The sequence below is a fragment of the Cellulomonas sp. NPDC055163 genome, assembly GCF_053607065.1.
Map to the genome: position 1 here is coordinate 674,730 of NZ_JBSGSU010000001.1, position 22,085 is coordinate 696,814.

Below are 22,085 nucleotides of genomic sequence, written 5' to 3' on the forward strand. Positions count from 1 at the left end.
GGGCGAGTCCTCCTCAGTCGAGCGGGATGTCGTCGCGCCAGTCGCTGGCCTCGACGAAGGGGGGCTGGTCGTCCTTGTGCAGCACGTGGCCGCCGAGGACGAGGACGTCCATCCCGGTCCGCATGAAGCACCGGTACGCGTCCTCGGGCGTGTGCACGATCGGCTCGCCGCGCACGTTGAACGACGTGTTGACCAGGACCGGGCAGCCGGTCGCGGCCTTGAACGCCGTCAGCAGGCGCGCGAACGGCGCGTTGTCGTGCTCGGTGACCGTCTGCACGCGCGCCGAGAGGTCGACGTGGGTGATGGCAGGCAGGTCGGAGCGGATCTCGTTGATGCTCCCCAGCCCGCGGCTCGGCCCCCCGGGCTCGAGCGCGGCCGCGGACTTGATGCGGTCGGCCACCTCGGCGACCACGAGCATGTACGGACTGTCGCCGACGAGACCGAAGTACTCCTGGGCGTCCTCGGCGAGGACGGCCGGCGCGAAGGGGCGGAACGACTCCCGGTACTTGATCTTGAGGTTCATCCGCTTCTGCATCGCCTGGTCGCGCGGGTCGCCGATGATCGACCGCGCGCCGAGCGCCCGCGGCCCGAACTCCATGCGGCCCTGGAACCAGCCCACGACGGCGCCGTCGGCCAGGTGGGAGGCGACCTCGTCGTAGAGCTTGTCCTCCGGGAACGTGTGGAAGACGTAGCCCTTCTCCGTGAGGTGCGCCGCGATCTCGGCGTCGGAGAAGCCCGGTCCCAGCAGGGCGCCGGACATGCCGTCGCGCCCGCTCCCGAGGTGCGGGCGTCCGTGCTCCGCGACCGCGTGGTCGAGCGCGGCGCCGAGCGCGCACCCCGCGTCACCGGCCGCCGGCTGGATCCACATCCGGTCGACGATCCCGGAGCGGCTCAGCACGCCGTTGGCGACGCAGTTGAGCGCGACCCCCCCGGCGAGGACGAGCGAGCGCTCGCCCGTCTGCTCGACCGCGGCCCGCGCCAGCCCGAGCACGATCTCCTGCGTGACGACCTGGACCGAGGCGGCCAGGTCGCAGTGCCGCTGCTCGAGCTCGCTCTCCGCGTCGCGGACCGGTGCGCCGAAGAGCTCCTCGAAGCGCCGCCCCACCATCCGCGACCCCTGGTGGAACTCGAAGTACCGCATGTTCAGCGTGAACGAGCCGTCCGGCCGCACGTTCACGAGCTCGCGGCGGATGAGGTCCGCGTAGCGCGGGACGCCGTACGGCGCCAGGCCCATGAGCTTGTACTCGCCCGAGTCGACCTTGAAGCCGCAGTAGTAGGTGAACGCCGAGTAGAGCATGCCCACCGAGTGCGGGTACGAGACCGAGTTCACCAGCTCGAGCGAGCTGCCGCGCCCGTGCCAGATCGTGGTGGTCTGCCACTCCCCGACCCCGTCGACGGTGAGCACGGCCGCGTTCTCGAACGGCGACGGGTAGAAGGCCGACGCCGCGTGCGACCGGTGGTGCTGCGAGGCGACCGCGGCGGGAGCCGTCCCGCGCCCCAGGCCGGCGAGCTCGGAGTCGACCCTGCGCAGCACGTCCCGCTTCCAGCGCACCCACTCGGGCAGCACGGCCGAGAACGGCCGCAGCCCGCGCGGGCCGGCGCTCGCGAACGAGGACAGCACGCGCCCGAACTTCAGGTGCGGGTCCTCGTAGTAGACGACCGCGTCGACGTCCGACAGCGCGATGCCCGCGTGGTCGAGGCAGTACTCGACCGCGGAGCCCGGGAACGCCGGGTCGTGCCGGACGCGGCTGAACCGCTCCTGCTGCGCGGCGGCGACCACGACGCCGTCGCGGACCAGGGCCGCGGCGCTGTCGTGGTAGTACGCCGACAGGCCCAGGACGTGGCGCGTCATGAGGAGACCCGGACGGGCCGGTGGTGCAGCAGCGCACGGTCCTGCGACTGCGGCTTCCACGGTGTCGGCTGGAACCGGGTGCCGATCAGCTCGGCGACCTTCGACGGGCGCGGCGACAGCGACTCGTAGCCGATGCGCACCCGCTCCCACTCCGCGGCGAACTCCTCCGGGTCCGCGAGCGTCGCGACCGCGCGCATGTGCGTGTCGATCGCGTCCGCCGCCCAGGCCGAGTGCCCGGTGGAGACGTTGTCGATCGTGTTGTGCAGGTCGACGAACTGGGTCGGGAAGCCGTAGTGCGCCAGGAACGTGCGCGCCGTCCGGTAGCTGCCCCCGACGCCGGAGAGCTCCATCGCGAGGTTCATCCCGAGGATCTCCGGCAGGAACGTCCGCGGCAGCTTGCCCAGGCAGAGCCAGTAGACGGGCCGCTCGAGCGACTCCTCGCGGATCCGCTCGTCGTACGCGAACTCCCGCGTGCCGGTCGGGGCGAGGTCGATGCCCATCTCCCGCAGCACGTCCCGGTAGATCTTCGGGTGGTTGATCTCGATGTCGCCGTTGCCGAGCTCGTCCCAGAAGGTCTCGAACAGCGGGTAGCCGTAGTGCGTGGTCGCGAGCGACACGTCGGTGAACCCCTGCAGCCACGACCCGTCGATCAGGGTCAGGGGCGCCAGCTGCAGCGTCGAGTCGATGAGCGCCTCCCGGCTCGGCATCCCGCCATCCGCGCTGGCCTCGAACTCGGTGCTCTGCTTGTCGTGCATGTCGAGCAGCCACGGGCGCAGCCCGTCCCGCGTCCACGTCTCGGGCAGCGACCGGTCACCCCGGCCGAGCGACAGCTTCGCCCTGCTCAGCCACCGCCGGACGTACCGGACGGCGAAGCTGCGCGTCGCGGGTGCGAGCGCCCGGCCCTGGAGGACGAAGTACGCCTCGCGGATGTCGCTCGGCGTCACGCCCTCGTCCGCCGTCTCCCCGGCCTGCAGCGCGTCGAGGTCCGGGACCGCGGGCGCCTGCGCGACCGACGGCAGCGCGGGAGCCGCGTCGGCGTCCCCGAGCCAGTCGATCCAGTTCGAGATGATCTCGACGTCGTCCCCCGAGAACACCCGGAACATCGGACCCTTCGGGCCGATCAGACCGTTGACGAGCGCGCTGCGTCCCGCGTTCCCCGGCTTCACGAGCCGGGTCCCCGCGAGCTCCTCGAGCAGCACGTCCGGGTCGGACTTCGCTCGCTCGAGCAGCTGGGACAGCGTCCCGTCGCCCATCGCGTAGTCGTGGTGGTAGACGGCGCCCTCGCGTGCGCGCTCGCGGACGAGCTGCTCCATCGCACGCTTCGGGTGCAGGACGGCCGCGGACTCGTCGAGCAGCAGCCGGTCCCACGACCGCAGGGCGCCGAGCAGCCAGGCGGCGCCGAGCTCGACCTGACGGCGCGCGTCCTCGCCCGAGGCGGCGAACTCCGCGGCGACCGCACGCGACACGTCGAGCGGTGCGGTGACGTCGGTCGCGCCGGTCGCCGTGCGGAGGTCCAGGCGGGCGAGGTCGACCCGCGTGCCCTCGACCGAGCGCAGCGCGTCCCAGCACGGCAGGATCCCGATCGAGCGCATCACGACGTCGATCCCCGCGATGAACGGGGCGAACTCGTCGCTGCGCCGGGAGACCGCGAGCACCGTCGCCGGGAGGGCGAACATGTGGTCGCGGACCGGGCGGACGGCCACCAGCTCGGCCGCCTCGACGGCGAGCTCGGGCCGGCCCCACTGCGTCGCGAGCAGCTTGAACGCGTCGTGCCGCGACGACCGCGGCTGGCCGACGCCGATGTCGTCGGCGAACAGGGCGAGCACCTGGAGGTGCACCACGTCCTCGAAGACGGCCGGAGCGCTCATGCCCTGCAGCCACGCCCCGAGCACCGAGGCGAGCGGGGCGGACTGGCGCAGCACCGCGTGCACCAGCGTCGGCAGCGCGCCGGCGGCCTCCGCGGACGCGATCAGGTCGCGGTAGGCGACCGCCTGCTCGTCGGACCACGCGGCGACGGCGTCGAGCGTCGCGGCCAGGGTGGGGGGCTCGGGCTGCGGGTCGAGGGGGGCGACCTCGGCCAGCAGCGCGCGGATCGTGGGCGTCACCAGGAAGATCTCCGGGTCGGCACACCGACGGTAGGTCTCACGCCACATGGGGTGTCCTCGTCTCGGGTTCGGTCGGTCGTCGGTGGTCGGACGTCGGTCCGGCGGGGTCGCGCGCGGACGGCTCAGAACATCGGGTAGATCGACGCGTCCGGGTTCTTCGGCTTCTTGTTGCGGCGCAGGATCCGGTCGATGAACGCCTTGATGAACGACATGTGCGTGCCTTCCTAGAGGTGGTCGAGGATGGTGCGGGCGGCGAGGTCGTGACCGCCGTCGGTGAGGTGGATCCGGTCGATGAACAGCCACTCGTCGGGGTCCGCGGCGCGGGCCATGAGCGGGCTGAAGTTCAGGAAGTCGACGCCGATGTCCTGCGCGCCCTTCTCGAGCGCGTCGGCGTAGCGGGCGTTCACGTCGCGCCCGAGGATGTCGCCGTACATCGCGGCGAAGCCGCCCATCTCCTCGAGCTCGTCGAAGATGAGCTCCTCCTCGCGGCTGCCCCGGTCACGGACCCAGGCGGACAGCGGCTGCAGGACGTACGTGACCTTGGCGTCCCACGCGTCCGCGAGCGCCTTCCACGCGTCCAGGTGACGCAGCGTCAGGTCGGCCGAGTAGGCGATCTGCTCGTCGATCGAGGGGGCGGGGGGCGCCGGCGGCGCCGCCGGTGCGGGCTTGCGGCGCAGCCGGTCGCGGACCGACGACGGGCGCTCCTGCTGCGCGAACATCGACATGACGCGGTGGTACTGGAAGAACGTGCCGTGGTCCTCGCGCTGGATCTCCGGCATCCGCGCCAGGCTCAGGTTGTTGAACCCGGAGAACAGCACGATCTCGTCGACCTTGGGCAGCAGGTGCCGGTACAGCGTCAGGAGCAGCAGCTCCTGCGTCGAGTTGAAGCTGCGCCCCCCGAAGTTGAGCCACGGCTGCCCGCGGTCGTCGTGCGCGTTGAGCCGCGACGGGAGCGTCCACGCGTCGGAGCTCGCGCCGATGCCGAAGACCGTGGAGCTGCCCACGAGGAGCCGGACGGACTCCGCCGAGCCGTGGTCGGCGGCCGAGTACCGGCGCTCCCCGCTCGTCGCGTACCGGAAGCCCACCGAGTCAGTGCTGACCACGTCGGACGTGTGGGACGCCGGGTGGAAGAACAGCAGGTGGGGCAGCCAGCGCGTGTCGCCGCGGCTCGAGAACTTCTCCTCGTACTCGGCCAGGTACGGCGCCATCTCGGTCCTGATGCTCATGACCCGCTCCTCTCGTCGTGCGACCTGGTCCTCGTCATGACGCCGCCTCGAGCTCGAACCGCAGGGAGGCGCCCAGCTCGTCGGCGGCCCGCGCCAGCCCTGCAGGGCTGTCCGCCGTGAACACCACGTGGCCGTGCGACTGCCACACCCGCGGGGGGACGTCGACCGCGTCGCCGGGCCCGCGGTACAGGCTGACCTCGTGCACGCGCGGGTCGAGCTCGGCCTCGGCGACGCCGGTGACCGCACGGACCGTCCCCGCCCGCTCCGCGAAGACCAGCCGGAACCCCGCCGGGGTGGCCTCGGGCCGCGGGGTGAGGTCCGGCTCGCGGCCCGCCGCGACGTCCAGGACGGCGGCGACGAGGTCGACGCCCGTGCTCAGCAGGACGGACCGGTGGATCGGCCCACCCCCGAGGCGCGCGGCGGTCTCCAGGACCTTCGGGGTCCCGTCCGCCTGGACCCGGAGCTCCGTGTGGGCGGCGCCCGACTCGATCCCGACGGCCCGGTGCGCCGCGGCCGCGACCTCGGCGACCCGTCGCTGCACGTCCGCCGGGAGCCGGCTGGGCGTCGTGAAGAGGGTGTCGACGAAGTACGGCCCCTCCGACGCGAGCGGCTTGTCGTGGATCGCGACCACGTGCGTCCGACCCTCGACGACGACCGACTCGACGCTGACCTCCGCGCCGGGCAGGTACTGCTCGACGATCACGGCGCGGGGGTACCGCTCGGTCAGCCAGCCGTAGCGCCGGTCCCCCTCGATCCCCTCCCACGCACCGCGCAGCACCTCGGGGAGGTGCTCGGCGAGCTCGTCGGGCGTGTCGACGCGGCGCAGGTGACCCGTGTCGTTGTCGACCAGCGGCTTCAGCACGAGCGGGAACCCGAGGCGCTCGGCGAGCGTCCGTGCCTCGTCGACGGTGGTCGCCAGCCCGAACGCCGGCTGCGGGACGCCCGCGGCCTCGAACGCCGCGCGCATCGCGTGCTTGTCGCGCACGGTCCGCGCCGTGTGCTCGCTGACGAACGGCAGCCCCAGCGCGGCAGCTACCGCGGCCGCCGCCGGCACGCTGTGCCCGACGAACGCCGCGACCGCCTCGACCGGCTCCGGCTCGGACGCGGCCAGCCGGCGCGCGACGGCGACCGTGGCCTCGACGTCCGACGTGTCCACGGAGACGACGACGTCCGCGAGCTCCGCCTCCCACGTGGGGTTCTCGACGAGGAGCAGGAACCGCCGGCCGCGGGCGCGCGCGTGCTCGGCGGCGCGCACCAGGTGACCGCGACGGCTCGCGTTGTGGCGGTGGAGCACCAGGATGCTCATGCGCTGCTCCTCTCCGGGGGTCGTCGGGCACGGCGGCGTGACGGACGTGGCTCGTCGCGGGTGCGGCGGGGTGGTGGGTCGGACGTGGCTGCTGCCGTGGTGGGCAGGTGGGTCGGGCCGTGGCTGCGGTGGTGGGCAGGCGCGGCACGGGGCGGCGTGGGCGCGGTGGTGACCGCGCGGGGTGCGCTGGTGGATCACGTGAGGTGCGGGTGGGCGCGGCGTCGGGCCGCAGAGTCGGCGTGCGTCGCCGGCCTGCGGCGTGACCGTCGCGGCTCCGCTCGTGGCGTGGCGAGCCGCGACGCCCGCAGGGGTCAGGCGGTGGCGGGGACCGTCCGGTGCGATCCCGCGGAGGCGTCGTCGCGTCCGTCGGCGGTCCGAGGTCGGGTGACCCGCCCCCGAGCCCTGCTCTGTCTGCGTCCAGACGTCCGGACCATGCGCTGTGCCCCTTGCGTTGCCCCCTGCACGGCATCCGAGCGCGCCGCGCGGTGACCACCTAAGCACAGGGACGGACCGGGCGAAACCATCGCAAGACGACGCGGAGGGAGAGCCCGCGTGAACACGCGGATCTGGTCGCGAACCCTGTCCAGGACCTGGTCGGACCGCGAAGAGCCGGGCAGCCACGGCGGACGGACCTCGCGGGCGCTCTCGGCGACGAGCACCCGCCGGTCTCACCCCGGGCGCGCGACCGCCCACGTGACGGTGGCCCGCACGCCGCCCTCCGGACGCGGGACCAGGTCGAGCGACCCCCCGTGCACCGCGACGATCCGCGCGGTCAGCGGCAGGCCGAGGCCGTGCGACCGCGTCGACCCGCCGCCCCCGCCCGACGCCCCGGCGTTCCCGCCGACGACGTCGACCCGGCGGGTGAACGGCTCGAGTGCGAGCAGGAGCCGGCGGTCGTCGACGTGTACGCCGTCGTTCTCGACGCAGAACCGCACGGGACGTGCGGCACCGGCGTCGTCCGCACCGCCGCCGCTGCCGCGCCCCCCGCCGTCCGCGCCGCCGTCCACGCCGCCGTCGAGCGTGACCACGACGCGCCCGCCCTCCGGACGGTTGTGCCGCACGGCGTTTCGAAGCAGGTTGTCGACGGCGCGCAGCAGCAGGGTCTCGTCGCCGAGGACCGTCGCGCGGCCGACCCGTACCGTCACCGTGACGCCGCGGCTGCGCGCCTCGGGCGCCAGGTCCTCGACGGCGTCGGCCACGAGGACGTCGAGGTCGACGGGCCGGTGCGCGACGGCGCCCTGGTCGAGCGCCGCGAGGTCGAGCAGGGCCGTGACCAGGTCCGTCGCACGCTGCGTGGTCTCGTCGAGGCGCTGCAGCAGGACCGGCAGGTCGACCTCGTCGGGGTCCTGGCGCGCGACGTCGACCATCGCCCGCATCACCGCGAGCGGGGTGCGCAGCTCGTGCGACGCGTTCGCCGCGAACCGCCGCTGCGCGTGCAGGTCGCGCTCGAGCCGGTCGAGCATCGAGTCGAACGTGTCGGCGAGGTCCGTGAACTCGTCGCGCCGGGAACCGTGGGACCCGACGCGCCGGGTCAGGTCACCGCCGGCGGCGGCCCGGGCGGCGGCGTTGAGGTGCTGCAGCGGGGTCAGCACCCGCCCGGCCAGCCACCACCCGCCGACCGACCCGACCACCGCGAGGACCGCGAGCGCCAGCGCGCACGCCTGGACGACGGCGTCGAGGATCTCCCCGCGCGACGCGATGGGGCTGTCGAGGTCCCTCGGGTTCGCCGCGGTGAGCGGGTAGTTCGGCACGAACCGCAGGACCGCCCAGATGCACACCGACATCACGAGCCCGGCGACGAGCAGGAACGCGACGTAGCTGACGGTCAGCCGGAGCCGCGCGCTCGTGCGCAGTCCGCTCCGCGCGTCGGTCGGTGGGCCGTCGGGGCGGCGTGGGGTCGCGGCCTCCCAGGGGCGCGTCTCGTCGGCTGGCTCCGCACGGTGAGCGGTCACGACTCCCCCGGCTCGCCGACGCGGTACCCGACGCCCGGCACGGTGTGGATGACCCACGGCTCGCCGAGCCGCTTGCGCAGGTCCGAGATGGTGATCCGCACGGCGTTCGTGAACGGGTCCGCGTGCTCGTCCCACGCCCGCGCGAGCAGCTCCTCGGCGCTGACGACGCCCCCGCCGGCACCCACGAGCACCTCCAGCACGGCGAACTGCTTGCGGCTGAGCCGCACGTACTGCCCGGCGCGGAACACCTCGCGGCGGAACGCGTCGAGCCGCAGCCCCGCGAGCTCGACGACGGGCGGCCCCGCGGCCGGACGGCGGCCGAGCGCCCGCACCCGCAGCACGAGCTCCTGCATCGCGAACGGCTTGGTCAGGTAGTCGTCGGCCCCGAGCCCGAACCCGCGCGCCTTGTCGTCGAGCGTCCCCGCGGCCGTCAGCATCAGCACTCGCGTGCCGAGCCCCGCCGCGACGACCTGCCGGCACACCTCGTCGCCGTGCACGCCGGGCAGGTCGCGGTCGAGGACGACGACGTCGTACGCGGCGTGCGAGAACCGCTCGAGTGCCTGCTCGCCGTCGTCGGCCAGGTCCGCGGCGATCGCCTCCCGCCGCAGAGCGGTCACGACGGCCTCCCCCAGGTACCGCTCGTCCTCGACGACCAGGATGCGCACCGCGACCTCCGGCCGGCTCGACGACGGACCCGGCGAGTCTAGGCAGCGGCGGATATGGAGAGCGTCTGCGTTTTCGCCGACGCCCCCGCAACACCGCGGCGCGTGGGCTGTGCGGTATGACGACCCGGACCCCGTCCCCGCCCGCCCCGCCACGACCCCGCCCGGCGCGACCGCACCGCAGGCGTGTCCCGACCCGCGCGGCGATCCTGGCGCTCGTGGCGGCCGCCGTCGTCGTCAGCGCCGCGTCGACCCTCCCGGCGCTGCTCGACCTCGCCCCGGCCGACGACACCTCGCCGCACGGCCTCGCCGCCGTCGAGGTGCAGCACGCCGCCGAGGACGCCCGACTCCGCGAGACGACCATCGACCCGTTCGACGACGCGCACCCCGCGATCGCGGGGCTCGACGCCGACCTCCGGGCCGCCGTGCAGGCGGTCGCCCGCGACGCGCACGAGCGCGGTGTCGACCTCTGGGTCACGTCCGGACTGCGCACCGCCGCGATGCAGCAGGACCTGCTCGACGACGCCGTCCGCGAGCACGGCTCGCTCGCGGAGGCCCGGCGGTTCGTCGCGACGCCCGAGGGTTCGAGCCACGTCACGGGCCACGCGGTCGACATCGGCCCCACGGACGGCGCGGACTGGGTCGTCCGGCGCGGCGCGCGCTACGGCCTGTGCCAGACGTACGCCAACGAGATGTGGCACTTCGAGCTCGCGACCGAGCCGGGCGGGGAGTGCCCGGAGCAGCTGCCGGACGCGGGCTGACGGCGCCGACGTGCGGTGCGCAGCGTCCCTCGGCCCGGTACGGCACCCGCACGTCCGCCGGGCGTCCGCCGGTCCAGGACCGCGAGCTGGGCGGCTGGCGACTACGCGCCCGCGCCGCCGTGAACCGCCGCCGCCGCTGCGGTGGCGACGGCGTGGTCGTCCTCCACCGTGCTCCCGCTGACCCCCACGGCCCCGATCACCTGACCGTCGACCTCCAGCGGCAGCCCGCCCGGGAAGGTGATGAGGCCACCGTTGGACACCTCGATGGCGAACAACGGCCCGCCGGGCTGCGACAGCTCACCGAGAGCACCGGTCGGCATGTCGAAGTAGCGCGACGTGCGGGCCTTCCTGATCGCGATGTCGATGCTCCCGAGCCAGGCACCGTCCATGCGGGCGAAGGCCTTGAGGTTGCCCCCGGCGTCGACCACGGCGACGTTCATCGCCAGGTCCCGGGATGCGGACTCCGCGAGTGCCGCCTGGACGACTGCCTGGGCCTGCTCGAGGGTGATGTCGCTCATCGGGGTCCTTCTTCCGTGTCGGACGGGCGCAGGTTGCGCCGTCGGGATGAAGCCGGCTGCCGCTCGTCGGGTCGGCAGAGGACCGCGCGCGAGGTCGCTCGTCGACGCGGTCGAGGGTCCTCGCCGTCGTCGCTCGGCGCGGCGACTGCGGGCCGGCTCGCGGCGGTTCTCACTCTCCACCTCGAGACCCTCGAGCGCTCGCCGTACGCCCGGGTCGCCCGGCCGGCGCCACGAGCCCGCCCGATCGGGTCACCGTGCGTGGGCCGGGCGGGCCGCAGGGGAACACCCCGTGCCCGATCAGGCACGGCGCCCGTCGCGCGCTTCCTCGGGTCCGGACCGCGCCCCTAGCGTCCGAGGGGCACGCCACCGCCGGGTCCGACCGGGCCGGTGGCCCGCGTCGAGGTCGAGGGGGCATCGTGACGCGTCGTCGTCGGGTCCGGAGCACGTCCGCTGCACTCACGGTGGCGGCGCTCGCCGCCCTGGGGGCGGTCCCCGCAGCCGCGGCGGCCGCGCCGGCGGTCACCCCACCACCGCCGGCGGCGGTCGCCGCCCCAGCGTCTACCGACCGCGACACGCCGGACGACGCACCACCCGAGACGGGACGCGTCGCCGCGCTCGCCGCGGGGACCCGGCTCACCTACGACGAGGGTGCCAAGCGCGCGCGGCTGCGCGTCGACGAGGGCGGGAGCCTCGACCAGTACCTGTTCGGCCCCGGCCCGATCACGTTCGACATCGACCTCGAGGGCATCGACCCGGAGGCGGCCCCCGGGCAGCCGATCGAGCTGCGCATGTTCGTCTTCGACGTCGACCAGGCCGGCTCGGAGGAGTGCGGGCCGGAGGTCGACCAGGTCTCCGTGAACGGGACGCCGGTCGGGACGCTCACGGGTGCCAACGACCAGTGGATCGTCAACACGTTCTCGATCCCGCCGGACGTCCTCGACTCGGGCAGCAACGCCTTCAGCGTCGCGATCGACACCGCGGGCACGGGGTGCTGGGCCGTCGAGGTCGACTGGGCGGAGGTCGCGGTGCCGTTCGCCGTCGCGCACCTCGCGACCGACGCGACCGACGACGTCGACGTGCTCCGCGGTCTGAGCAACGACGAGATCCCCGACACCGTGTACGAGCGGGCGTTCGACGCGTCGGGCACGCTCCTCGCGCCGACGAAGGACGACGCCGTCGCGGACGCGATGGCGGACGACCCGTGGTTCGGCGACCCGTCCGGCACGTTCACCTACGAGTACACGATCGGCGCGTGGCCCTCGACCCCGGACTGGGAGCCGACCGTGCGGACCCGCTGGGAGTTCTCCGGCGGCGGGGGCGCCGGCAGCGGGCCCGCGACTGGCGTCACCGGCTGGGAGGACGAGGTCGAGATCGCCGTGCCGCAGCGCACCGGCCGGTACGACCTGACGGTGTGGCTCGAGATCCGCAAGGACGACACCCTCCTGACGGTGCAGGAGCGCAAGCACACGGTGTACGTGCTCCTGGGCGAGCCGGTGAGCAGCTGGCGCGCGGGGCTCCCGTCGACCAGCACGCCCAAGACGGGGTGGCTCGACTTCGCGTTCGACCTCGGTGCCGGTGGGAGGACGACCCCCGAGGACGTCGCCCTGGCCCTCAACACCGGCGTCTACGGCAACCCGAAGGGCTGGACGTACTCCGCGTCGCGCTCGCTCAGCAGCGCCCAGGACCTGATCGAGGGCACCGGCACGCTCGGCCAGTGCTTCACGTTCCGCGACGTGTGGCTCACGCTCGCCCGCAGCCTCGGGGTCGACGCGAGCTACGAGGACAGCCCGCGGTACACCTTCCTCACGGGCACGCGCCCGGCGCTCGACGGGAACGCCAGCGCCAACGCCGCACCGTCCGGGGGCAGCGCCGACCGCTGGGTCTTCGGCAGCCACTCGTGGGGCACGTACGGCGGCAAGCGCTACGACCCGACGTTCGGCGTCACGGGGGCGTCGGGCACCGCGGCGTTCGAGCGCGACAGCATCGCGTGCCTGTTCGCCGGCCCGGTCGCGCTGAACGTCTACCGGTGCCGGCCGACCGTGGCCGGCGCGCCCGAGTTCGAGGTGACCGTCACGAGCGCCACGAACGCGACGGGGTGGCCGATGAACACGTACCGGACGGTCCCACCGGGACCGGTCCCGCCGGCACCGCTCCTCCCGGCGCCCGGGCTCGACGCCCAGGCGGTGCCGCCGGAGCAGGCGGCTCAGCCGGAGCACGCGGTCCAGGCTGCGCTCGCGGCGGCGACGGACCGCGGCGAGGACACCGACGGCAACGGCCAGCCCGACGTCCTGCGGGTCGACGTGACGGTCGACGCGCCCGCCGCCGGCGAGCACCTCGTCGACCTCGCGCTCGCCGCGCCCGACGGCACCTACCTCGCCCGCGGTTCGCTCGACCCGCGGAGCGAGGACACCGTCCTCGTGCACACCACGCTGCCTGCCGGCGAGAGCGTCGTCCCCGTCTACTTCCCGGGTGACGCGCTGCGCGCGAGCGGGTTCGACGGCCCGTACACCGTCACGGGCGCCGTCACCGCAGCGGACGGCACGGTCGTCGCGGAGGTCGCGCACACGACCCAGCCGTACGACGCGACCGACTTCCAGGGGCCGCTCGCCGAGGTCGGGACGATCAGCGACGAGCGCGTCGCGGAGGGTCTGCGCGTGCACGTGCCGGTCACCGCGACGGGCTCGGGGGTCGCCACGATCGGCGCGCAGCTGTTCGCGGGCGACACCTGGCTGGGCTCCGCCCGGCAGGACCTCACCCTCGTGGCGGGGGCGTCCCAGGACGTGGTGCTCGACTTCGCCGGTGAGGCGATCCGGGCGCGCGGCCTCGACGGTCCGTACACGGTGCACCTCACCGTCGAGGACCTCACGTCGGCCGGCACGCTCACCCACACCACGGCCGCCTACGACGCCGACGACTTCGCCCTGCCGCCCGTGCAGATCGGCCCGGACGTCACCGACGAGGGCGCCGACCCCGACGGCGACGGCCGGTTCGACACGCTCGACGTCACCGCCTCCGTCGCCGCGCTCACCGCGGGGGACGTCACGGTGCGCGGCACGCTCCTCGCGGCGGACGGCGCCACGATCGCCACGCTGACCAGCACCGTCGCCGCCACGACGTCACCGCAGGACGTCGTGCTGCGCTTCCCCGGTCGCGACGTGGCCCGGGCGGGCGCCGACGGCCCGTACGACGTCGTGCTGACCGTCACGGACGCCGCCGGTACCCAGCAGATGACCCGGGTCCACCGCACCGCGGCGTACACCGCCGCACAGTTCGACCCGCCGGCCGCGACCCTCACCGGCACCTACACCGACTCCGCGGTCGACACCAACGACGACGGGCACCCCGACGTGCTGCGGGTCGAGGTCGGCGTCACGCTCGACACCGCGGCCGACGTCACGCTGCGCGGCTCGCTCGTCGACGCGACCGGCGCCGGAGTCGCGAACACCGAGACGGCGGCCGTGCTCGACGCGGGCGCGGGGACCCTGGTCCTCGACTTCGACGGCGGCGCCATCCAGGCACGCGGCCTCGACGGTCCGTACACGCTGACCGGGCTGGAGCTCGGCCGCACCGGGGAGCAGCCCGAGGTCCTCGCGCTCGCCGCGCACACCACGGCCGCCTACGACGCCGACACGTTCCGGCCCGGTGGCGGACTCGTCATCGAGACGGTGGCCGACCGCGGGATCGACGACGACGGGGACGGGCTGTACGAGTCCCTCGCGGTCGACGTGACCGTCGACGTCGAGGAGGCCGGGACGTACTCCGCCAACGGCCGCCTGACCGAGCCCGGGGGCGAGGAGATCCAGTGGCGCGGGACGTCGGCGTTCCTGACCGCCGGCGAGAACGTCCTGACCCTCGTGTACGACGGGCGCCTCATCTCCGGCCGGGCCGTCGACGGCCCGTACCGGGTCCAGTCGCTCACGGTGTACGCCGACCCGACCAGCCCCGTGACCCTGCGCGACCCGTACGCGACCGGCCCGTACACCTGGCAGCAGTTCGAGCTGGGCGCCGCGCTGACCGGCCACGTGACCGTCAACGGGGCCCCGCTCGCCGGTGCCGCGGTGGCCGTCCCGGGGCTCGCCTACGACGTCACCGACGCGACCGGCGCCTACCGGCTGGCACTGCCCGGCGGCGGGACGTACGACGTCGTCATCGCCGCGGACGAGGCGCTCGCGCCGTGGCGGATCTCCGTCGACGGCGTGCAGCGCGCGACCGGGACGGAGATCCAGGTGACGGTCGGGGACGGGAGCACGACGCGGATCGACTTCGACTCGCGACGGAGGTCGTGAGGGCTGGCGGGAGCGCGGCGGGGGCTGATGCACCACCGCCTCCCGCTGCGGCCGAGCCACGGACGGCGTGATCGGAGCGCGCCCGCGGGTCAGTCCGTCTCGAACAGCGCCCGGTCGGTCCGACGCCCGGCGGCGAAGGCCTCGACCATCTGCTGTCGTGTCAGCGAGGAGATGCCGAACAGCACGGACCCGTCACGCCCGACGATGATCTGCCCACCCCCGCGGACGGGCACCCAGTAGAAGAAGGCGTCGAGCTCTGGCAGGGCGCGCGAGTTCGCCAGCATCACCTCCAGCGGGCTCCGAAGAAGCTCGCTCGCGAGCACGGCGCCGCTGTGCCGATCGTCGATCATCCGTTCACCTTCCAGATCGCTGCGTCTGAGTGAACAGCCCCGCGCCCAGGCGGCCATTCGAGAACCCGGCACACCCGTGGGGACGGCCGGGCACCGTTCGCGAGCCGGTCCGCGAGCGCGGCTGACCGCGCCAGCCCGTCAGTCTGTCGAGAACAGCGAACGGTCGGTACGACGCCCGGCGGCGAAGGCCTCGACCATCTGCTCCAGCCTCAACGACGAGATGCCGAACAGCACGGATCCGTCGCGTCCCACGATCAGCCTCCCGCCCCCGCGAATCGGCACCCAGTAGAAGAAGGCGTCGATCTCCGAAAGGTCTCGCGAGTGCTCGAGGGCATCGGCGAGCGGTATGCGAAGGAGCTCGCTCGCGAGAGCGGCGCCCTCATGTCGGTCGCGGATCACCCATTCATCCTTCTGATCGCTGCATCCCACCGGATGGCGCCAAAATCCGGCGGCCAGTCGAGGATTTCCCCGGATTGCCCATCCACCGCGACCACACGCTCACCGTCGAAGTAGGCGTTGAACCAGTGGCCGGAGTCGTCCGCTCGATCGATCCCCACGACGGCGTGTGAGCCCGCTCCGCCGGAGCGTAGCTCGTCCGCGATCTGTTCGGGACTCATCTCCACCTGGCGGAGTCCCGTGATCGCTTCCATCTCTGGGACCGTGTAGGTACCCCAATTTGCCGGTGCAAGGGGTCCGCCGTTGAACACGTCCTGCACGGACTCCGCGCACTTGCCGCAGTTGACCGATCGCGGGTCGAACGGGTCTCCGGTGTACCCGGGGTTGACGTCGCGGATCCAGTCGTCGATCGCGGCGAACGACGATCGTGGCATGTCCGCAGGCGCGGACGCTTGCCCACCCGAGGCGAGAAGTGACCGTGCGCCGCGCCCGGCGGCGGCGCCGGCGAAGTTGCCGGGCAGGAAGGTCAGGACGAATTCGCCGGCGTCGAGGCCCGCTTCGAGCGGGGTGGTGGTCGCGAGGTAGTCGGCGGTCGCGCGGACGGGGTCGCGCGAGAAGGTGGCGGCACCCTCGGCGTGCGACAGGCCGTAGGTCGCGACGCCGGACACCCCGATCGCGAGCCCGAGAGACCCGCCGGACAGCGCAACGAGTGCGGCGACGCCGGCACCGACGGCGATCTGCTGGCCGAGGGACAGCCCGTTGAACCACTGCCCGGCGTTCTCGAGAAGCCCGGCGAGGTAGTTGCCGTCACCGTCGAGGAGCAGGGAGCGGCCGATCGCGGCGGCCATCGCCGTGCCCCATCAGAGGGCGAGCGCGACGCCGACGAGCCCCACGACCGCAGCCGTGCGCCGGAACACCGCGCGGGCCCGCGGCTCGACGCCCGGTGTCGTCAGGGCCATCGCCTCGGCACGGGTGTTCCGCACCTGCACCGCTACTGCACGGCCGCGCCCGACGGCCGCACGGCGCGGCTCGCCGTCAACCCGTGCGTGGGCGACGAGGACGACCGCGACGTCGGCCCACCACTGGGCCGCCGCCCGCAGCAGCGGGGTGACGAGGCCTGCGAGCCGCCGGGGCGCGCCTTCCCAGCGGTCGACGCGCGCCTGCCACCACCCCAGGACGCGGGTACCGGGCTCGGTGTCGCCCACGGCACCCGCAGGGCACCGCCTGTCCCCGCCCGCCGGCGCCAGCAGTGCCGCGCGGTGCCGGCGTCGCACGTCCACGAGCAGGCACGCGACGAGCAGCACAACCGACGCCACGCCCGTCGCCCCGCCGTGACCGGTGAGCGACCACAGGCCCGACAGCACCGCGGGGAACCCGGCGGCGCTCTCGGCTGGCCAGGTCGAGTGGGCGTTGTGGGCGTTGTACGAGGCGTGCTCGGCCACCGTGAGCACGAACGAGAGGACCGGGAGCGCGACGGCGCCGACACGCGCCGGGACGCGGCCCGTGCGCCACAGCGCGATGCCGAGGCCGATGCTCATCGCGGTCGTGACGGTCCAGATGTGGTGCCCGTGCGCGACCGCGACACCGTCCACGGACGCGAACCCGGCGGTCGTCCACGGGTTCAGCGTGTAGGGCTCGGGCGGGTTCCAGAACAGCCACAGCGTCCCGCGCGAGGCCACCTGCCGGACCGCGTCCTCGTAGGCGTTGAACGCGATCCCGAACGCGAACCCGACGAGCGACCAGTCCGTCGCCGAGAACCGCCGCACCCGCCCGGGCGCGAGCAGCGCGAGCACGAGCAGCGGGACGAGCTTGCCGGTCTCCTCCAGGAACCCGGCGAGCGCCACACCGGACCCGTCGGACGACGGCCACAGGTCCAGCGCGGCCGCGACCTGCAAGGTGAACCACCCGAGGAACGCCGACCACAGCACCCCCGCGCTGAACAGCCGCGCGGTCGTCGCCCAGGAGAGGGTCTTGGTCCGGGCGAGCACGAACCACACGACGAGCAGCACGAAGCTGCCCATGTAGACGCGCACCGAGTCTCGCACGGACTCCACGACAGCGAGCATCACCAGCACGAGCACCACGCAGACCCACAGGCCCACCGCGCGCATCCGCGCCCAGCGCCTCGCGAGCCCGGGCCGAGCCGCCCACCACTCGGCCACCCGGGTCCGCGCCGCCTCCCACCACTCGGGCGGCGCCGCGGACTTGCTCACGTGCTGGTCAGTCGTCATCGCCACCGGTCATCCACCTCCCAAGTCCGGCACACCGTAGCGGTCGCACTCTGGCGCGGGTCAGGCGAAGCGATCGGGCTCTGCCGGGAAGCGCGTGGGGGCGACCGTCATATCTCGGTCAGCGCCGACCGCGCTGACGCGTGCCCAGGACTCGCTTCCTGCGCCAGCCCCAGCGCTCGGAGGCACAGGGGCCACGCGAGCCGCTCCTGCTCGAGCCGAACCCCACCGAGCTCGTGCAGCAGGTGCGCGGCGGTGGTCTCCTCGGCGGTGAGCCGTTCCCAGCGGGGGGACGGTAAGTCCCGGGCGTAGTTCGGGTCCGCGACCCACAGGTTGCGGTGCGAGAGGAGCGTCGACTCGTCCATCAGCACGGACGCGACGTCCGAGCAGTGGGTCCGCAGGCGGTCGAGGATCGCGAACCCGTCACGGTCGAGGTCGCCCCAGTACGTGATCGGCGCGGTGCGCAGCCAGCCGACGGTCCCCAGCCTGTCCACCGCGTAGCCTGAGCCGTGGACAGCGAGCGTCCCCCGCGCGTCGGGCAGCGCCAGCATCGACTCGAGATTCTCGACGACGATGACGCGGTCGGGCCTGATCGTCAGCCGGTCCAGCTCGCTCGGAGGTGCCGCGAGCTCGGCGAGCCCGCCCGGCGCGAGCGTGGTGTCGAGGAAGCGCAGGCGCACGAGCCCGGGGGGCTGCCGTAGTCCCAGGTCGGGCGCACCGGTGACGGCGGTGACGAGCGCGGTGACGAGAGCCCGCCGAGTGCCGAGCCACTTGGTGTCGACGCCGGCGACGGGAACCTGACGGAAGAACAGCCCCGAGCGCGGATGCGTGACGAGCCAGTCGACGACCGCGATGAGCCTCGCGTGATCCGCGTCGTCGTGCTCGGCGATCGACCGTGCGTGCCGCCTGACCGCCGGCTGCACGGGGGTTCCCCAGCGTGCGAGGAGCTCGTCGGCGCGTGTACTCAGGACGCGCCAGTGGACGGCCCGTCCGGCGAACCGCGCGGCGTCGTCCGGTTGGTCGAGGCGCAACCGCTCCGGCACCTCCTGATCGCCCACGTGGGCCCAGCGGCGTCGGGTCCAGACGACTCCGGGCACGTCGTGCCACGACCGCACCCACGCGACGGCCGCGGCCGCGTCTCCGAGCGCAGTGTCCTGCGTCGGCGGGTGCAGCGGGAGGTCCAGCACGGGGGTGTCCGCGTGCTCAGTCGCCCACTGGGCAGCGCGTCGCTCGTAGACCGTCAGCGCGCGCTGCCGCGCCGAGGTCACGGTGACCGGCCCGGACGCGCGCGTCACGAGCCCCCGCCGGGACCGGCGGGTTCTGGCACGGGATCGTCGTCGACCGCGACCTCCTCGAACGAGACGAGTCCCACGCGTGACTCCCGGAAGTCGCGGCAGGTCGCGAGCCCGATGCCGCCGACGTACTCCTCGAGGGTCTGGAGGAGCTTGAGCGGCGTGGCGAGCACCATGTGGAAGCCGAACTCCACGAACACGTCCATCGCCATGCGGGTGAACGCAGCATCAGCCTTGTCGAACGCCTCGTCGAGGACCACGGTGCCGAAGGTCGGCAGCTCCTGGTCGTCGACCGTGAGCTGGTAGCGCAGCGCGGCCGCAAGGCAGAAGATCACCAGCTTCTGCCGCTGCCCTCCCGAGAGCCCGGCGCTCGAGTCGTGGATGTTCACCTCGACGCCGTCACGGTCGACCTCCACACCCGTGAACCGCACGTGCCGCCGGGTGTCGAGGCACAGCGCTCGCCACGTGCGGTCCCCCGTCTCCGACGACCCGAGCCGCCGCATCACGCGTTCCATCACTGCGTAGCGCTGCTCGGCCGCGTCGCGTCCCTCGTCGGCCCAGGAGCCCGACGAGATCACGCGCAGGTCGGCGAGGAACTCGGTCGCCGTGGTGCTGCGGTTCTCGTCGACGCGGATCTGCAGGAACCGGCCGCGGTCGAACTCGGAGCGTCGTAGCGAGGCGTTGATCGGGACGATCTTGTCGCGGATCTCGCCCGGTGCCCGCCGGATCTGGCTGGCGAGCACGCCGACGTTGCGCTGCGACTGCGACTGCATGAGCTCGTGGAACCGCTCCTCGAACTCGGGAAGACGGTCGCTCTCGAGCCGACCGAGGATCGCGAGGTAACCCGCGCGGTCGTCGACGGACGTGGTCAGGTCGCCGGCCAGCGCCTCCCACCGGCGCCGGAACTCCGTCGTCAGCTCGACGATCGACTGCTGCGCCTGCGTGCAGGCGGCGAGGTGCCGGTCGTGCTCGTGCCCGAGGGCCGTGGCCACCGTGCGCGCGATCTTGTCGATGCCGTCGTACCGGACGGTGCGCTGGACGGCGTAGAACCGGTGCTCCAGCTCCGCGTGGCGGTCGGGCGAGACGTCGGGGATCTCGCTGCGCGCGCGGTCGGCGACGACCCGGGCCACTGTCTCCCGGCTGCTGTCGGCCGCCGCATGGGCCGATCGAGCCGCCTCGACCGCGGCGTGGGCGGGCGCCGCGGCTTCTCGTGCTCGGGTCAGCGCAGCCTCGGCCGCGCGCAGGTCGGTGCTGGCGGCGCGCAGCTCGGCGACGGCAGCCTCGGCCCGCGCATGCGTCTCTCGCGCGGCGTGGACGTCGATCTCCGCCCAGGAGCGGTCGGAGAGCGCGCCGAGGGCGGCGATGCGTGACTGCCGTGCCGAGCGCGCGTCGTCCACGCGCTCGGCCTCCGCCTCGAGCCGCCGCAGCTCGGCGTCCGCGGTCCGGCGCAGCGCGAGCAGGTGCTCGACCTTCTCCTCGTTCCCGAATCCGAGGACCCAGCGGGCGCGGTCGTCGACCTCGAACCGGTCGTCCTTCTCGAGCCTCGTGGCGCCGCGCTTCACCTGACCGCGCCGGGTCACGGCACGGGTGAGGCCGTGCAGGGCGGAGTCGTCGGCGACGCACTCGTAGTCGTACTGACGAGCGAGGACCCCGTCGAGCCACGGCTTCATGGGGCCGGCCTTGACCTCGACCCGGTGCACCAGCGAGCCAGGGCTGCCGACCAGCGGCGGTCGCTCGACGTGTGCCGGGACGATCTCCAGCACGAGGCGGGCGCGCAGGTGGTGCTGGTCGACCGCGCGGACGACGACGTCACGGTGGACCGCCGGGACGAGCAGCACCGTGGCGAGGGGGCGCAGGACGCGCTCGAGGGGGCCGGTCCAGTCCCGGTGCTCCTCGCGCACCTGGAGCAGCTCGCCCGCGAACGGCAGCACGTCCGGCGGCAGTCCGGTGGCACGGCACACGAGCGTCCGGGCACCCAGCAGGTCCGCGGGCAGGTTCGACCGGACGCGCTTGAGCGCACCGAGCTCGCGGTCGATCGTCGCGACCCGCGCACGCGTGTCCGCCGGCGCGGCGAAAGCGGCGTGCAGACGCGCGCGCTCCGCCTCCGCCTCCTGCTCGGCGCTCCGGCGGTCGGCGGCCGCCTCGCGGCGCAGCTCCTCGAACTCCTCGAAGCTCTCGGGTGCGCGCACGCCCACCGACGCCAGCCGGCCCGTGAGGATCGCGAGCTCACGCTGCACCCGGTCGACGGCCTGCGCGGCGGCGTCCGCGTGCGCCTGGCGTTCCGCGAGCGCCTGACCCCCGTGCCGGGACACCACGAGCTCGGCCGCCCGGACCGCGGAGTCCGCCTCGGACGCGCGCACACGCGCCTCGTCGACGGCCTGCTGGGCCAGCGCCACCTCGGCGACCAGCCGGTCGCGCTCGGTCCGCGCGAGCTCGAGCTGCCACCGGTCCGTGAAGGCCGGCAGAGCCTCCCGCAGGGCCGCGGTCCGCGTGACCGCCGCGACCGACTCGTCGAGGTCCTGCGCGATCCGACGCAGCGGCGTCAGGTGCGCCACCTGGTCGCGTGCCGTGATGACGCTGCGGTGCGCGGCCGAGAGCTCGGCGAACTGCTCGACGGCGACGTCCGCGAGCACGAACGTCGACGGCTCGTCGAGCATGAACCCGCGGAACAGGTCGTCGAGCGACCCGAGGTTCTTGGCGGACTGCGTCTTGTGCAGCAGGGCGAGCGCGTTGTCCCCGCCGATGCCGAACGTGCGGCAGAAGCGGGCGGCGAACGACGAGTGCTTGTCCGTCACGTAGGCGTCGGAGTGCGCGGCCTTGAGCCGGCGCACGTCGAGTCCGTCGCGCGCGTACGGCTGCAGGTCGAGCAGGCTCAGACCGCCACCGGCGAGCACGTGCAGCTCGGTCGGCTTGGTGTTCTCGCCCGCGCGCAGGTGGAACAGCTTGACGAGCACGACTGGCGCACCGCCCCGGCCGTCGGCGAAGCGCAGCGCGATCCCGCTCCACGTCGCACCGGGGCGCAGGTACTGGCTGACGACCTCACCCGTCGACTCGTCCGTCTGCCGCCGCCACGCGCCCCGCACGTACGCAGCGAACGTCCGGTCCGATCGGCGCCCGCCCTGGTCGGCCGCGGCGGCGTTGAACCGGATGC

At 73.8% G+C, this 22,085-nt stretch carries 15 protein-coding genes; 2 read left to right on the top strand and 13 right to left on the bottom strand.

What is annotated here, in order from left to right; genetic code table 11:
• Positions 1–13: 13 nt before the first annotated feature.
• From ACWFNE_RS02915 to ACWFNE_RS02940, 6 genes are all read right to left on the bottom strand, one after another.
• Positions 14–1,852, bottom strand: a complete 1,839-nt coding sequence (locus ACWFNE_RS02915) for a carbamoyltransferase family protein (RefSeq protein ID WP_452120961.1) — start codon at positions 1,850–1,852, stop codon at positions 14–16.
• Positions 1,849–4,005, bottom strand: coding sequence for an iron-containing redox enzyme family protein (locus ACWFNE_RS02920; protein ID WP_452120962.1), 2,157 nt, complete (start codon positions 4,003–4,005; stop codon positions 1,849–1,851). The genes ACWFNE_RS02915 and ACWFNE_RS02920 overlap by 4 nt, the downstream gene beginning before the upstream one ends.
• Before the next feature lie 176 nt (positions 4,006–4,181).
• Complete coding sequence (locus ACWFNE_RS02925) at positions 4,182–5,183, bottom strand: SGNH/GDSL hydrolase family protein (RefSeq protein WP_452120963.1); 1,002 nt, start codon at positions 5,181–5,183, stop codon at positions 4,182–4,184.
• A 34-nt stretch (positions 5,184–5,217) separates the two neighbouring features.
• Entirely contained in the window at positions 5,218–6,489 is a 1,272-nt protein-coding gene (locus tag ACWFNE_RS02930) for an ATP-grasp domain-containing protein (RefSeq protein ID WP_452120964.1), read from the bottom strand.
• A gap of 668 nt (positions 6,490–7,157) precedes the next feature.
• Entirely contained in the window at positions 7,158–8,441 is a 1,284-nt protein-coding gene (locus ACWFNE_RS02935; RefSeq protein ID WP_452120965.1) for a sensor histidine kinase, read from the bottom strand.
• The gene (locus tag ACWFNE_RS02940; RefSeq protein WP_452120966.1) at positions 8,438–9,106 is read right to left on the bottom strand and encodes a response regulator transcription factor; all 669 of its coding nucleotides are present in this window, start codon (positions 9,104–9,106) and stop codon (positions 8,438–8,440) included. The genes ACWFNE_RS02935 and ACWFNE_RS02940 overlap by 4 nt, the downstream gene beginning before the upstream one ends.
• 215 nt (positions 9,107–9,321) lie before the next feature.
• Between ACWFNE_RS02940 and ACWFNE_RS02945 the strand changes: the two genes are divergently transcribed.
• Positions 9,322–9,864: a M15 family metallopeptidase gene (locus ACWFNE_RS02945; RefSeq protein WP_452120967.1), complete on the top strand. Its 543-nt coding sequence runs from the start codon at positions 9,322–9,324 to the stop codon at positions 9,862–9,864.
• 101 nt (positions 9,865–9,965) lie between these two features.
• On the opposite strand, the gene ACWFNE_RS02950 is transcribed toward ACWFNE_RS02945, so the two are convergent.
• Complete coding sequence (locus ACWFNE_RS02950) at positions 9,966–10,382, bottom strand: GlcG/HbpS family heme-binding protein (RefSeq protein WP_452120968.1); 417 nt, start codon at positions 10,380–10,382, stop codon at positions 9,966–9,968.
• Positions 10,383–10,798: 416 nt separating this feature from the next.
• Here ACWFNE_RS02950 and ACWFNE_RS02955 point away from each other — a divergent pair, with 416 nt between their 5' ends.
• A complete protein-coding gene (locus ACWFNE_RS02955; RefSeq protein WP_452120969.1) occupies positions 10,799–14,668 on the top strand; it encodes a hypothetical protein in 3,870 nt (1,289 codons plus the stop codon).
• A gap of 89 nt (positions 14,669–14,757) precedes the next feature.
• On the opposite strand, the gene ACWFNE_RS02960 is transcribed toward ACWFNE_RS02955, so the two are convergent.
• The 6 genes from ACWFNE_RS02960 to ACWFNE_RS02985 form a co-directional block, all read right to left on the bottom strand.
• On the bottom strand, positions 14,758–15,018 hold the full coding sequence (locus tag ACWFNE_RS02960) for a hypothetical protein (RefSeq protein WP_452120970.1): 261 nt from the start codon (positions 15,016–15,018) through the stop codon (positions 14,758–14,760).
• 138 nt (positions 15,019–15,156) lie between these two features.
• Positions 15,157–15,417 carry a hypothetical protein gene (locus tag ACWFNE_RS02965; RefSeq protein WP_452120971.1) on the bottom strand — a complete coding sequence of 87 codons (261 nt, stop codon included), beginning with the start codon at positions 15,415–15,417 and terminating at the stop codon, positions 15,157–15,159.
• Positions 15,414–16,262, bottom strand: coding sequence for a toxin glutamine deamidase domain-containing protein (locus ACWFNE_RS02970; RefSeq protein WP_452120972.1), 849 nt, complete (start codon positions 16,260–16,262; stop codon positions 15,414–15,416). Before ACWFNE_RS02970 ends, ACWFNE_RS02965 begins: the two co-directional genes overlap by 4 nt.
• A gap of 12 nt (positions 16,263–16,274) precedes the next feature.
• Positions 16,275–17,645 (bottom strand): hypothetical protein, encoded by a 1,371-nt coding sequence (locus tag ACWFNE_RS02975; RefSeq protein ID WP_452120973.1) that lies wholly within the window; start codon positions 17,643–17,645, stop codon positions 16,275–16,277.
• 107 nt (positions 17,646–17,752) lie between these two features.
• On the bottom strand, positions 17,753–18,937 hold the full coding sequence (locus tag ACWFNE_RS02980; RefSeq protein WP_452120974.1) for a Wadjet anti-phage system protein JetD domain-containing protein: 1,185 nt from the start codon (positions 18,935–18,937) through the stop codon (positions 17,753–17,755).
• Positions 18,934–22,017, bottom strand: a complete 3,084-nt coding sequence (locus ACWFNE_RS02985) for an ATP-binding protein (protein ID WP_452120975.1) — start codon at positions 22,015–22,017, stop codon at positions 18,934–18,936. Before ACWFNE_RS02985 ends, ACWFNE_RS02980 begins: the two co-directional genes overlap by 4 nt.
• Positions 22,018–22,085 lie beyond the last annotated feature (68 nt).

What these genes read in the sequence shown, in the direction of transcription:
- ACWFNE_RS02915 (WP_452120961.1), bottom strand. Translation starts at nt 1,852, where the DNA reads ATGACGCGCCACGTCCTGGGCCTGTCGGCGTACTACCACGACAGCGCC.
- ACWFNE_RS02920 (WP_452120962.1), bottom strand. Translation starts at nt 4,005, where the DNA reads ATGTGGCGTGAGACCTACCGTCGGTGTGCCGACCCGGAGATCTTCCTG.
- ACWFNE_RS02925 (WP_452120963.1), bottom strand. Translation starts at nt 5,183, where the DNA reads ATGAGCATCAGGACCGAGATGGCGCCGTACCTGGCCGAGTACGAGGAG.
- ACWFNE_RS02930 (WP_452120964.1), bottom strand. Translation starts at nt 6,489, where the DNA reads ATGAGCATCCTGGTGCTCCACCGCCACAACGCGAGCCGTCGCGGTCAC.
- ACWFNE_RS02950 (WP_452120968.1), bottom strand. Translation starts at nt 10,382, where the DNA reads ATGAGCGACATCACCCTCGAGCAGGCCCAGGCAGTCGTCCAGGCGGCA.
- ACWFNE_RS02960 (WP_452120970.1), bottom strand. Translation starts at nt 15,018, where the DNA reads ATGATCGACGATCGGCACAGCGGCGCCGTGCTCGCGAGCGAGCTTCTT.
- ACWFNE_RS02970 (WP_452120972.1), bottom strand. Translation starts at nt 16,262, where the DNA reads ATGGCCGCCGCGATCGGCCGCTCCCTGCTCCTCGACGGTGACGGCAAC.
- ACWFNE_RS02975 (WP_452120973.1), bottom strand. Translation starts at nt 17,645, where the DNA reads ATGACGACTGACCAGCACGTGAGCAAGTCCGCGGCGCCGCCCGAGTGG.